Raw genomic sequence first — 12,349 nt, 5'->3', positions numbered from 1 at the left:
GACATCACCACCCCGACGCAAGGACGCGAACATGACGCAGTACACGGACACCATCGACGCCGTCACGGCCCTCACGCAGCAGCATGGATCGAGCTGGAGCGCCATCGATCCCGAGAACGTCGCGCGGATGCGGGCGCAGAACCGCTTCCGCACGGGTCTGGAGATCGCCCAGTACACCGCGGACATCATGCGGCGCGACATGAGCGAGTACGACGCCGACTCCTCGGTCTTCACCCAGTCCCTCGGGGTCTGGCACGGATTCATCGGGCAGCAGAAGCTCATCTCCATCAAGAAGCACCTCAAGAGCACGAGCAAGCGCTACCTGTACCTGTCCGGCTGGATGGTCGCGGCGCTGCGGTCCGAGTTCGGGCCGCTGCCCGACCAGTCCATGCACGAGAAGACCGCGGTGCCGGCCCTCATCGAGGAGCTGTACACCTTCCTCCGCCAGGCCGACGCCCGCGAGCTGGACCTGCTCTTCACCCAGCTCGACCAGGCCCGGGCGGTGGGGGACGACACGGCGGAGGAATTCATCCGCTCGCGGATCGACACCTTCGAGACCCACGTCGTGCCGATCATCGCCGACATCGACGCCGGGTTCGGCAACCCCGAGGCGACCTACCTGCTGGCCAAGAAGATGATCGAGGCCGGCGCGTGCGCCCTCCAGATCGAGAATCAGGTCTCCGACGAGAAGCAGTGCGGCCATCAGGACGGCAAGGTCACGGTGCCGCACGCGGACTTCATCGCCAAGCTGAACGCCGTCCGCTACGCGTTCCTCGAGCTCGGCATCGACAACGGGATCATCGTCGCCCGGACGGACTCCCTCGGCGCCGGACTCACGCAGAAGCTCGCCGTCTCGTCCGCCCCCGGCGACCTGGGCGACCAGTACAACGCGTTCCTCGACGTCGAGGAGGTCTCACCGTCGTCGCTCGGCGACGGCGACGTCGTCATCCGCCGCGAGGGACGACTGCTCCGTCCCCGGCGCCTGGCCAGCAACCTCTACCAGTTCCGTCCGGGCTCGGGCGAGGACCGTGTCGTCCTCGACTGCATCACCGCACTGCAGCACGGAGCGGATCTGCTGTGGATCGAGACGGAGAAGCCGCACGTCGAGCAGATCGCCGGGATGGTCGATCGCATCCGCGCAGTGGTCCCGGACGCCAAGCTCGTCTACAACAACAGCCCGTCGTTCAACTGGACGCTGAACTTCCGCCAGCAGGCCTACGACCAGCTCGTCCACGAGGGCGCGGACGTCTCCGCGTACGACCGCGCGAACCTGATGGGCGCCGAGTACGACGACACCGTGCTGGCCCGACTCGCCGACGAGAAGATCCGCACGTTCCAGAAGGACGGCTCCGCGCGCGCCGGCATCTTCCACCACCTCATCACGCTGCCGACCTACCACACGGCCGCGTTGTCCACCGATGACCTCTCCAAGGGCTACTTCGGCGACGAGGGCATGCTCGCGTACGTCCGGGGCGTGCAGCGTCGGGAGATCCGCGAAGGCATCGCGACGGTCACGCACCAGAACATGGCCGGCAGCGACATCGGCGACAACCACAAGGAGTACTTCGCCGGCGACGCCGCCCTCAAGGCGGGCGGCAAGGACAACACCATGAACCAGTTCGGCTGAGTTCCCGGTTCTCCGTCGCCCCCCTCCCCGCCCGACCGCGGGGAGGGGGTCGCGTCCGCCGGGGAGGGGCCGTTCCGGCACCCGCGTTCCGGGGCGGGTGTCGCGTCCGCCGGGGAAGGGGCCGTTCCGGCACCGGAGGCCAGGGGCGGGTCGGCACGGCGGGTGAATTCGCTGTGCATGTAAACATTCGGTGTCCTAGCTTGGGCCCCGATGTTGACACATGCACAGACCCTTTCCCTCATCCACGACACCGGCGTCGTCCTGATCATCCGTCTCGACGATGCCGACAAGGCCCTGGAGGTGGCGCGCGCGGCCGTCGCCGGCGGCATCCGGGCCCTCGAGATCACGCTCTCCGTCCCCCGGGCGCTGGAGCTCGTGACCACCCTGGCGAACGAGTTCGCGGGGACGGGCGTCGCCGTCGGGGCGGGCACCGTCGTCGACGCCGGCAGCGCCGTCCGCGCGATCCACGCCGGCGCGAGCCTGCTCGTGAGCCCGCAGCTGGACCCGGCCATGATCGCGACGGGCCGACGCCACGGCGTGGTCACCATCGGCGGCGCGCTGACCCCCACGGAGATCGTGCAGACGCTCCGGGCGGGAGCCGACCTCGTCAAGCTCTTCCCTACCGAGATCGCCGGGCCCGACTATCTGCGCGCCGTCCGCGCGCCGCTCGCCTCGGCGCCGATCCTCCCCGCCGGCGGGGTCACGGTCGACACCGTCGGACGGTGGTTCGCGGCGGGAGCCGTCGCCGTGGGGGTGGGCAGTGCCGTCACGAAAGCCGGGAGCGCGGGCGATGTCACGCGCGCCGCACGCGAGATGCTCGCCGCCGTCGCCGCCGCACGCCGATCGCCGGTGACCGCTCCGCACCGCGAGGAGGCCTGACGTGACGACGACCGCCCTCCCGGACCTGACCCGCGAAGAGAGGAGAAGCGTCCGCATCCGCTGGGTGCTCGTCTGCTTCCTGCTCCTCGGCGGGATCGTGAACTATCTGGACCGGTCCACGCTGAGCGTGGCGAACACCACGATCGCCGAGGAGTTCGGCCTCGACCCCCTCGAGATGGGGCTGCTGCTCGCCGCGTTCTCGTGGCCGTACGCCCTGGCCAACCTCCCGGCCGGGTACCTCGTCGACCGCCTCGGCCCCCGGCGGATGTTCGCCGGCGCGGCGACCGCGTGGTCGCTCGTCGCCGTGGTGACGGCGGCGGCGCAGTCGTTCGGCGTCCTCTACGCCTGCCGGGTCGCTCTCGGCATCGCCGAGGCACCGTTCTTCACATCTGCCCTCGCCGTCAACCAGCGGTGGTTCCGCGGCTCCGAACGGGCCCTGCCGATCGCGCTCGTCAACACCGGCTCCCAGATCGCGAACGCCATCGCCCCGCCCCTGCTGACGGTCCTCCTGCTGACCCTGAGCTGGCGGGGCATGTTCGTCGTAGTCGGGGCGGCCGGGATCGTCGTCGCCCTCGTCTGGCTGCGGATCTACCGCGACCCCACGCTCGCCCAGCAGGCCGTCCTCGCGGGGCTGTCGACCGCGCCCGCTACCGGCGCCGAGCCGGTCGCCGCGGCCGCCGCCGGCGCGTCCGATCCGGCGTCCGGTGCGAGCGCCGAGTCAGCGCGTGCAGGATGGACACGTCTACTGAGGCAGCCCAACACCTGGTTCATGGTGCTCGGCGCGTTCGGCATCTTCTACACCTCATGGGTGTACCTCACGTGGCTGCCCAGCTACCTGCAGACCGCGCGCGGCTTCAGCCTCACGAACAGCGGCTGGCTGGCCGCCGTCCCGTTCCTGTGCGGCGTCGCGGGCGTCCTCGTCGGCGGCGCGGTGTCGAACCTGCTGATCCTCCGCGGTGCGCCCACGCTGACGGCCCGCCGCATCCCCATCGTGGGCGGCGCCGTGCTGGCGGCCGCGGCGGTCCTGCCGGTCGCCTTCGTGGACGACACCGCCGTCGCGATCGGTCTTCTCTCGCTCGGCTACTTCGCCGCGCAGGTGCCGGTCGGGTGCCTCTGGACCCTCGCCGCGGACATCGCCCCGCCCGCACAGGTCGCCTCCCTCGGCGCCATCCAGAACTTCGGCGGTTTCCTCGGCGCGGCGCTCGCGCCCGTGGTGACGGGAGCGATCCTGAACGCCACCGGCGGGAGCTACGCGTGGGTGTTCGTCGTGGGCGGGGTCCTGCTGCTGGTCGGCGCCGTCGCCTACGGCGTCTTCGTGCGCGACCGGTCGGCTGCGGAGTCGCCGGGAGCGGACGCGTGAGCCCGCGGCTGTACGTCGTCGTGGGCTGCGCGGGAAGCGGCAAGTCCACGGTCGCGGAAGCCATCGCCCGGACCCGACGGGCCGCCTACCTCGACAAGGACGCCGTCGCGGACGAGTTCACGACCGCCCTGCTGCGGGCGGTCGGCACCGACCCGCACGGCCGGGAGGACAACGCGTACTACCAGCAGGTCGTCATGGACGTCGAGTACGCCACCCTCCTGCGCGTCGCCTCCGGCGTCCTCGGCGTCGGCCTGGACGTCGTGCTGGACGCACCGTTCGGGAGGTACCTCTCCCAGCCCGACTTCCTGGAGCGGACCGCCTGGGAGCACGACTGGCCGGATGACCTCGCGGTCGTCGTCGTGCGCGTCACGGCCGATGAGCGGCTGGTCCGCGAGCGCATCACCGCGCGCGGCCTCGACCGCGACGCGTGGAAGCTGGCGCACTGGGACCGGTTCTGGGCGTCGGCGCAGGCGGTCGAGTGCCGGTGGCGGGGCGCACGTCAGGTGCTCATCGACAACGGCGACCGCCCCGTCGATCCCGTCGTCATCGAGCGGACCCTCGCCGACGCGATGGCGCGGCCGCTGTCCCTCCCCGCGGCGGCCGCCCGGGCGGATGCGGATCGTGACCCCGCCGCAGGGGTTCCGGATGTCGGAGGAGCGCCGTAGGGTTCCCGAAAGCCGACGCGAGCCCCGGCTCGCCTCACGGAGGGAGCAGCCCAGATGAGATTCCTCATGCTGGTCGTGGTCGACCCCGACAACGACGGCACCGAGGCCCCCGAGCTCTCGATCGAGCAATGGGGCGAAGAGGTGGACCGGCACGACGCGTGGCGCGAGGGCGACCGCCTGCGGCCGGTCGCCGAGGCGGTCACCATTCGTCGGCGCGGCGGCGAGGTCACGACGACGCCGGGACCGTTCGCCGACACCCGCAAATGGATCGCCGGGTTCGACGTCCTGGAGTGCGACGACATGGATGCCGCTGTCGCCCTCGCGTCGCGGCATCCCATGGCCACGCATGGGGCGATCGAGGTGCGCCCGTACTGGCCGTTGGAATGAGCCGGAGGCCGGATAGGCTTCGTGCGTGACAGACCGCGCACCGCTCTCCCGCAAGCTCTCCGCCATCGCCGAGTCCGCGACCCTCAAGGTCGATGCGAAGGCGAAGGCCCTCCAGGCCGCCGGCCGCCCGGTGATCTCGTACGCCGCCGGCGAGCCGGACTTCGCCACGCCGTCGTTCATCGTGGATGCCGCCGCCGAGGCGCTGCAGAACCCGGCCAACTACCGGTACACGCCCGCCGCCGGCCTGCCCGTGCTGCGCGAGGCGATCGTCGAGAAGACCCGCCGCGACTCGGGCCTGGAGGTCTCCCCCGCGCAGGTCATCGTGACCAACGGTGGCAAGCAGGCCGTGTACCAGGCCTTCCAGACCGTGGTGAACCCCGGCGACGAGGTGCTGCTGCCCGCCCCGTACTGGACCACGTACCCCGAGGCGATCGCGCTGGCCGACGGCATCCCCGTCGAGGTCTTCGCCGGTGCCGACCAGGACTACAAGGTGACCGTCGAGCAGCTCGAGGCGGCCCGCACCGACAAGACGACGGTGCTCGTCTTCGTCTCGCCGTCGAACCCCACCGGCGCGGTCTACACGCCGGAGGAGACCGCCGAGATCGGCCGCTGGGCGCTCGCACACGGCATCTGGGTCATCACCGACGAGATCTACCAGAACCTCACCTACGAGGGTCTGCGTGCCGTGTCGATCGTCGAGGCGGTTCCCGAGCTCGCGGGGCAGACCATCCTCGTCAACGGCGTCGCCAAGAGCTACTCGATGACCGGGTGGCGTGTCGGCTGGATGGTGGGACCGGCGGATGCCATGAAGCTGGCGGCCAACCTGCAGTCGCACCTGTCGAGCAACGTGAACAACGTCGCCCAGCGCGCCGCCGCGGCCGCCCTCACGGGCCCGCAGGACGAGGTCGAGCAGTTCCGGCAGGCGTTCGACCGCCGCCGGCGCCTCATCGTGTCGGAGCTGTCCAAGATCGACGGCGTCGAGGTCCCGAACCCGCTCGGTGCGTTCTACGTGTACCCCGACGTCCGCGGACTGCTGAACCGCGACTGGAACGGCACGACCCCCGCGACCTCGCTCGAGCTGGCCGACCTCATCCTGGAGCAGGCCGAGGTCGCCGTGGTCCCGGGCGAGGCGTTCGGTCCGAGCGGGTACCTCCGCCTCTCGTACGCGCTCGGCGACGAGCAGCTGCTCGAGGGTGTGCAGCGCCTGCAGCGCCTCTTCTCCTGAGCACCGCGGGGCCGCGCCCCGGCTGGCGGCGCGGCTCCCCCTTTGTGCGGTGTCCCACTTTGTGCAGTTCCAGGCCTGGCCGGCTGTACAAAGTGGGACATGCCCCACCGGAGGCAGCGCACCTTCTCCAGCGGTGTCCCACTTTGTGCAGTTCCAGGCATGGCCGGCTGCACAAAGTGGGACATGCCCCACCACCGGCCGCCGCCGGGCGGAAGGGGCTAGAGCTCGACGTCGATCAGGACGGGCTCGGGCTGCAGGAGGAGCCCGAACTCCGCGTGCACACGCTGCTGGACGAACCGCGCGAGCTGCGCGATCTCGGCGGCCGACGCCTCGCCGCGGTTCGTCAGGGCGAGGGTGTGCTTCGTCGACAGTCCGGCCCGTGAGCCGGGCAGACGGAAACCGCGCGACAGCCCGGCGTGCTCGATGAGCCACGCCGCGCTCACCTTCACCTCGCGACGCTCGACCGGGGGCGGCGGCAGCACGCCGTCGAACGCCGCGAGCGGGATGACCCGGATCGGGTCGAGCACCGGCGACATCGGCCAGCGCGGGCACTCGTCCGGAAGCGTCCGCGCGAACCCCTCGGAGACGATCGCGTTCTGGAAGAACGACCCGGCGCTCCAGGTGTCGGGGTCCTCGTCGTCGAGCACCATGCCCTTGCGCGCCCTTGTGGCCAGGACGTGGTCGCGGATCCAGCGCAGCGACACGGCCTCGTCGGGGCCGAGGCCGAGCGCCGATCGCAGCTGCTCCCCCGCGAGCGGGCGTTCGGCGGCCCCGACCCGCTCGAGCTCCAGCGTCACCGACAGGATGACGGCCGGACGGTCGGGCACCGAGCCGTAGTGATGCTTGAGCACCGACGTGCGGAACCCGAGACCCAGATCGGATGCCGGGACGGTCGACACATCGCCGGTCGACTCGTCGATGAGCTCGACCTCCACCAGGGTCTGCACGATCTCCTGGCCGTAGGCGCCGACGTTCTGCACGGGCGCCGCGCCGACCGTGCCGGGGATGCCCGACATCGCCTCGATTCCGGCGTAGCCGCGCACGACCGTCTCGGCGACCAGGGCGTCCCAGTCGTGACCGGCCTGCACGCGGAGACGGACCGTCTCGGGTTGGGAGCCGGGCAGCTCGTCGATGCCGGTGCTGCGCACGCGGATCACGGTGCCGTCGAACTCGTCGTCGCCGGCGAAGAGGTTGGAGCCGCCGCCGAGCACGAGCCAGCGGTCGCCGTCGGCCCACACGTCGCGCAGCGCGGCGACGAGCTCGTCGGACGTGGACGCCTCGACCATCCGTGCCGGGATGCCGCCGGTGCGCAGCGTCGTCAGCTGGGACAGGGGGACGGGGGGAACCTCAGGCATGACGTCAGGACAGCCGCACGCGCACCTGCGCCTTGCCGAGCACGGTCGTGCCGGCGAAGGTGACGGTGAGGTCGATGCGGGCGGTCTCGTCGTCGACGGCACCGACCTTGGCGCTGACGTGGAGCTCCGCCCCGGTCTCGGGGTCGACGACGACGGGACGGGTGAAGCGCACGCCGTACTCGAGGATGCGTCCTGTGTCGCCGAGCGCCTCGGCGAGGGTGCCGACGGCGACGCCCATGGTGAGCATGCCGTGCGCGAGCACGCCGGGCAGTCCTACGGCCGCCGCGACGTCGTCGCGGTAGTGGATCGGGTTGAAGTCCCCCGACGCCCCGGCGTAGCGCACGAGCGCCTCGCGGGTCAGGTGGACCGAGCGCTCGGCGATGACGTCGCCGACGACGAAGCCGCTCATGCGTCGGCCTCCCCGGCCAGCAGGACGCTCGTCGTGGTGACGACGTGGGCGCCGGCGGCATCCACGATCTCCGCCTCGCTCGTGATCATCGTCCCGCCTCCCATGCTCCGGATGCCGGTGACCGACAGCGTCGCCACCAGCTCGTCACCCGCGACGATGGGGCGCGAGTAACGGAAGCGCTGCTCCGCGTGGACGAGGCGGGAGAGCACGATCCCCGAGTCGGGGTCGCCGAGGAGCTGCTGGAGGGTGAGGTCCTGCACCACCATGGCGAACGTCGGCGGTGCGACGACGTCGGCGTAGCCGAGGGCGCGAGCGGCCTCGGGGTCGGAGTGCTGCGGGGCTTCGGCGAAGACGGCGCGGGCGAACTCGCGCACCTTCTCGCGGCCGACCAGATACGGCGCGGTCGGCGCGAAGGCGCGGCCGACCAGTTCGGGATTCACGGGCACCCCGCAAGTCTACCGGCGGGGCCGGAACGCCCCGCCGACCCCCGCCGGGCGCACCGGGGACAGGCAACGGCTCCGCGACAGGAGGATCCGCGCCGGAACTGCCTGTTCCGGACGTTCCGCCTGTCGCCGGCACGACGCGACGGCGCCGACCCCACCCCCGCAGAGCGGGGCCGCCGCCCGCGGGTCAACGCTGGTGCCGCCCGCGCACCGCCTTGATCGCCATCTGCGTGGCGATGAACAGCAGGAAGGCCGCGAAGAGGATGTTGGCCACGAACGGGTCGAGCAGGTGCGCGAGGAACGCACCCAGGGCCGTCGTCGTACACGCCGCCAGTCCGACGCAGAGCGCGGCGGGGAGGTCGACGTTCGACCGGCGGAGGTTGCCGACGGTGCCCGAGATCGCGGTCGGGATCATCATGAGCAGCGACGTGCCCTTGGCGATGAGGTCGCTCGTTCCGAAGAGGAGGACCAGCGCGGGCACGACGATGATGCCGCCGCCCACCCCGAGGAGTCCCGCCAGGATGCCGGTGATCACGCCGAGCACGGCGAGGCCGGGGCCGGTGAGCCAGGTCAGCGGGAGCTCCGCGTCGCGCGAGGGGATGACGAAGAAGAGGCTCACCATGACGGCGAGGAGGAAGGCGACGAACGACCAGCGGAGCGCGGTCTGCGACAGCTTCGGCAGCAGCCACGTGCCGATCTGCGCGCCGATGACGGCTCCCGCAGCGAGGATGAGCGCCGGGATCCACGCCACGTCGCCACCGACGGCGTAGGAGATGACGCCGACCGAGGCGGTCGGCACGATCGCCGCGAGGGAGGTGCCCGCCGCGCGACGCTGGTCGAAGCCGAGCAGCAGCACGAGCAGGGGCACGATGACGGTGCCGCCGCCCACGCCGAACAGACCGGACAGCAGGCCCGCCAGCAGGCCGACGCCGATGCAGAGAAGGAAGAAGCGCACCGGGCGCCGGGTGGTGGTGTCAGGGCTCACGGGGTCTGAGCGTCCTCCGGGTAGTAGAAATCGTTGATGAGCCACTGCTCACCCACCGGGACGACGACGTACTCGTACTCGAGGAGGAAGGGCTCCGGCTCCGCCAGGGCTTCTCCCTCCGCACCGACGAGGTTCAGGTAGGACTCCTCGGTGCGTACGGCGACGGTGCCGTCATCCCGCCGCGTCACGGTTGTGACGGACTGCTCGTAATTCTGCACCGTCTCGCCGAAGATCTCGGCATCCTGAACGAAGACCGCGCAGTCCGCGTACCCGAGACTCTCGCGGAGCTCGGCGGTCGTGGACGCCTCGAACCGCGCGCAGTCCGCGTCGCCCCAGGCCGCGTCGTACCCCTCGACGGCCGCGACGGCGGCCCGCTCCTGCTCGCTGGCCCGGACGGCGTCCGACACGAGGGTCACCACGACCGCGACCACGACGCCGACGAGCAGCCCCACGACGACGAGGACCGTCCAGAGGATCCACCGCGGACGCTGGGGCCGGACCGGGGATGCCGCGGGGGCGGTGCGCTCGGCGACGGCGACGCCCGCGGACGTGGAGCCGTACGCGGGCCCGGAGGCGGAGCCGGGCAGGGAGGCGGCGGCATCCGGAGTCCCGGGACCCGCCTCGGGAACGTCGGACGGCGTGTGGACGTGGCCGGTCCAGCCCTGCCCGTCCCACCAGCGCAGATCGCCGCGCTCGTCGACGTACCAGCCGGGGGATCTCTCGTCCATGGGCACCTCGTTCCGCTCGCGCGGCGGCGCCGCATGCTCACCCTAGCGAGATGACCGCCATCCCCCATCGGGGATTGCTCCCGTCCGCCGGCTCCCGGTACTCGGGGCGGGAAAGAAAGCGGCCCCCGGTGGTCCGAAGCCGCGTCCACCGGGGGCCGTCGCCCTCACAGGTCAAGCGGAACGGTGACCCGAACACCGGTCTGCGACCATGATCGCGAGGGTGCGACAGAAGGAAGGTAACCCGGTCGATGGACCAGGTCCGACCGGTTGACACCGATACTTCGGGGTGCTAGTTACTTTCCTCGCTGATTTTTCACGCGGTGCCCGCTTCCCCGGGAATGCCGACGCGACCGCGGGGCGTTGCAGGGAGGCATGACGACTGTAGGAATCATCGGAGCAGGAAACATCGGTCAGGCCCTCGCGCGGGGCTTCGTGGACCACGGCTACGACGTCGTGATCGCGAACTCGCGCGGACCCGAGACCCTCGCGGATCTCGTCGGCGAACTGGGTGAGCACGCCCGGGCGGCGACGGCTCAGGATGCCGCCGAGGCCGGCGACATCGTCGTCGTGACGGTTCCGTTGAAGGCGTACACCGAGATCCCCGCGGCGCCGCTGGCGGGCAAGACGGTGCTGGACACGAACAACTACTACTGGGAGCGCGACGGTCGCATCGCCGCACTCGACGAGAAGCGGACGACCACGTCGCAGCTGCTGCAGGAGCACCTTCCCAAGTCGACCGTGGTCAAGGCGTTCAACCACATCCCCGCCGCGGACATCCTCACCGACGGCTCCCCCGCCGGCACCCCGGGTCGTCGCGCGCTGGCGACCTCGAGCGACAGCGACGAGGCCGTCGCCCTCGTCACCCGCATCTACGACGAGTTCGGCTTCGACACCGTCAACGTCGGACCCCTCGCGGAGAGCTGGCGCGTCGAGCGCGACCAGCCCGCCTACGTCGTGCCTCAGAACCGCGACGAGCTCGAGCAGAACCTGGCCCGCGCGGAGCGCTGAGCCCGGCTCCCCGCCGAGGAACGCTCTCTGCACCGAGACACGCCGGCACCCGGCGTTCCTCGGCGCAGGGAGCGTTTCTCACGGCGGGGGCGAGGCCCGGCGCGGCGCTCAGAGCGCGGCGAGCGCCTGGTCGACGTCGGCGACGAGGTCGTCCACCGACTCGATGCCGACCGACAGGCGCACGATCGTCTCGGGGACGGCGAGCTCCGTTCCGCGCACGGAGGCGTGGGTCATGGCATCCGGGTAGTTCACCAGCGACTCCACGCCGCCCAGCGACTCGGCGAGGGTGAACAGCCGGGTCGACTCGGCGAAGCGGCGCGCGGCGGTGCCGTCGGCCAGCTCGAGCGAGACGATGCCGCCGAAGGCGCTCATCTGCCGCGCGGCCAGCTCGTGTCCCGGGTGCGACGCGAGGCCCGGGTAGTACACCTTTGCGACCCGGTCGTGCGCGTCCAGGTGCGCGGCGAGCGCCTGCGCGTTCTCGCTGTGACGCTGCATGCGGATGCCGAGGGTCTTGATCCCGCGGGTGGTGAGGTAGGCGTCGAACGGGCCGGACACCGCACCGGCGGCGAACTGCAGGAACTGCGTCTTCTCCGCCAGCTCGGCGTCGGCGAAGGCCAGCGCGCCGCCCACGACGTCGGAGTGACCGCCGAGGTACTTCGTCGCGGAGTGCACGACGACGTCGGCGCCGAACGACAGTGGACGCTGCAGCGCGGGCGACGCGAACGTGTTGTCGACGACGACGACCGCCCCGGCCTCGTGCCCGAGGCGGGCGAGGCCGGCGATGTCGGTGACGCGGAGCATCGGGTTGCTGGGGGTCTCCACCCAGACCATGCGGGGAGCACGCTCGCGGATGGCGGCGGCGACGGCATCCAGGTCGCTCATGTCCACGACGCGGAGACCGACGCCCCAGGGGGCGAGCACGCGGGCGAGCAGGCGGTAGGTGCCGCCGTAGACGTCGTTGCCGAGCAGCACCTCGTCGCCCGGGACGAGCGCAGCGCGCAGCAGCGCGTCCTCGGCCGCGAGCCCGGACGAGAACGACAGCGCGCGGGCGCCTCCCTCGAGGGCGGCGATCTGCGTCTCGAGGGCGGTGCGCGTGGGGTTGCCGCTGCGGCCGTACTCGTAACCGCCGCGGAGGCCGCCGATGCCGTCCTGCGCGTACGTCGTGGAGACGTGGATGGGCGGGATGACGGCGCCGGTGGTCTCGTCGAAGGCCTGACCGGCGTGGACGGCGAGGCTGTCGAAGCCGCGCGCGGCGTCGTGGGTGCTCATGCGGAGTGC

At 71.5% G+C, this 12,349-nt stretch carries 13 protein-coding genes; 7 read left to right on the top strand and 6 right to left on the bottom strand.

Annotated elements, in window-relative coordinates; translation table 11 throughout:
- Window positions 1–31: 31 nt before the first annotated feature.
- The 6 genes from MRBLMI1_RS12725 to MRBLMI1_RS12700 all read left to right on the top strand — a co-directional run bounded on the left by MRBLMI1_RS12725 (window position 32) and on the right by MRBLMI1_RS12700 (window position 6,143).
- Entirely contained in the window at window positions 32–1,627 is a 1,596-nt protein-coding gene (locus tag MRBLMI1_RS12725) for an isocitrate lyase (protein ID WP_367733524.1), read from the top strand.
- Between the two features lie 210 nt (window positions 1,628–1,837).
- Entirely contained in the window at window positions 1,838–2,506 is a 669-nt protein-coding gene (locus MRBLMI1_RS12720; protein WP_367733523.1) for a bifunctional 4-hydroxy-2-oxoglutarate aldolase/2-dehydro-3-deoxy-phosphogluconate aldolase, read from the top strand.
- Between the two features lies 1 nt (window position 2,507).
- The gene (locus tag MRBLMI1_RS12715; RefSeq protein WP_367733522.1) at window positions 2,508–3,866 is read left to right on the top strand and encodes an MFS transporter; all 1,359 of its coding nucleotides are present in this window, start codon (window positions 2,508–2,510) and stop codon (window positions 3,864–3,866) included.
- Window positions 3,863–4,531, top strand: a complete 669-nt coding sequence (locus MRBLMI1_RS12710) for an AAA family ATPase (RefSeq protein WP_367733521.1) — start codon at window positions 3,863–3,865, stop codon at window positions 4,529–4,531. Before MRBLMI1_RS12715 ends, MRBLMI1_RS12710 begins: the two co-directional genes overlap by 4 nt.
- 54 nt (window positions 4,532–4,585) lie before the next feature.
- A complete protein-coding gene (locus tag MRBLMI1_RS12705) occupies window positions 4,586–4,918 on the top strand; it encodes a YciI family protein (protein ID WP_367733520.1) in 333 nt (110 codons plus the stop codon).
- A gap of 25 nt (window positions 4,919–4,943) precedes the next feature.
- Window positions 4,944–6,143, top strand: a complete 1,200-nt coding sequence (locus MRBLMI1_RS12700) for a pyridoxal phosphate-dependent aminotransferase (protein ID WP_367733519.1) — start codon at window positions 4,944–4,946, stop codon at window positions 6,141–6,143.
- Window positions 6,144–6,361: 218 nt separating this feature from the next.
- Here the strand turns inward: MRBLMI1_RS12700 and MRBLMI1_RS12695 are convergent, their stop codons facing one another.
- From MRBLMI1_RS12695 to MRBLMI1_RS12675, 5 genes are all read right to left on the bottom strand, one after another.
- Window positions 6,362–7,498, bottom strand: a complete 1,137-nt coding sequence (locus tag MRBLMI1_RS12695; protein ID WP_367733518.1) for a UDP-N-acetylmuramate dehydrogenase — start codon at window positions 7,496–7,498, stop codon at window positions 6,362–6,364.
- Between the two features lie 4 nt (window positions 7,499–7,502).
- Window positions 7,503–7,907: a MaoC/PaaZ C-terminal domain-containing protein gene (locus MRBLMI1_RS12690; protein ID WP_367733517.1), complete on the bottom strand. Its 405-nt coding sequence runs from the start codon at window positions 7,905–7,907 to the stop codon at window positions 7,503–7,505.
- Window positions 7,904–8,353: an FAS1-like dehydratase domain-containing protein gene (locus MRBLMI1_RS12685; RefSeq protein WP_367733516.1), complete on the bottom strand. Its 450-nt coding sequence runs from the start codon at window positions 8,351–8,353 to the stop codon at window positions 7,904–7,906. Before MRBLMI1_RS12685 ends, MRBLMI1_RS12690 begins: the two co-directional genes overlap by 4 nt.
- A gap of 184 nt (window positions 8,354–8,537) precedes the next feature.
- Window positions 8,538–9,335 (bottom strand): sulfite exporter TauE/SafE family protein, encoded by a 798-nt coding sequence (locus tag MRBLMI1_RS12680; protein ID WP_367733515.1) that lies wholly within the window; start codon window positions 9,333–9,335, stop codon window positions 8,538–8,540.
- Complete coding sequence (locus tag MRBLMI1_RS12675) at window positions 9,332–10,063, bottom strand: DUF2510 domain-containing protein (protein ID WP_367733514.1); 732 nt, start codon at window positions 10,061–10,063, stop codon at window positions 9,332–9,334. The genes MRBLMI1_RS12680 and MRBLMI1_RS12675 overlap by 4 nt, the downstream gene beginning before the upstream one ends.
- 372 nt (window positions 10,064–10,435) lie before the next feature.
- Between MRBLMI1_RS12675 and MRBLMI1_RS12670 the strand changes: the two genes are divergently transcribed.
- Window positions 10,436–11,071, top strand: a complete 636-nt coding sequence (locus MRBLMI1_RS12670) for an NADPH-dependent F420 reductase (RefSeq protein ID WP_367733513.1) — start codon at window positions 10,436–10,438, stop codon at window positions 11,069–11,071.
- Between the two features lie 108 nt (window positions 11,072–11,179).
- Here the strand turns inward: MRBLMI1_RS12670 and MRBLMI1_RS12665 are convergent, their stop codons facing one another.
- Window positions 11,180–12,340: a cystathionine gamma-synthase gene (locus tag MRBLMI1_RS12665; protein WP_367733512.1), complete on the bottom strand. Its 1,161-nt coding sequence runs from the start codon at window positions 12,338–12,340 to the stop codon at window positions 11,180–11,182.
- Window positions 12,341–12,349 lie beyond the last annotated feature (9 nt).

Source organism: Microbacterium sp. LMI1-1-1.1, assembly GCF_040815675.1.
Classification (GTDB): domain Bacteria; phylum Actinomycetota; class Actinomycetes; order Actinomycetales; family Microbacteriaceae; genus Microbacterium.
This window is presented reverse-complemented; position numbering and strand designations above follow the sequence as displayed.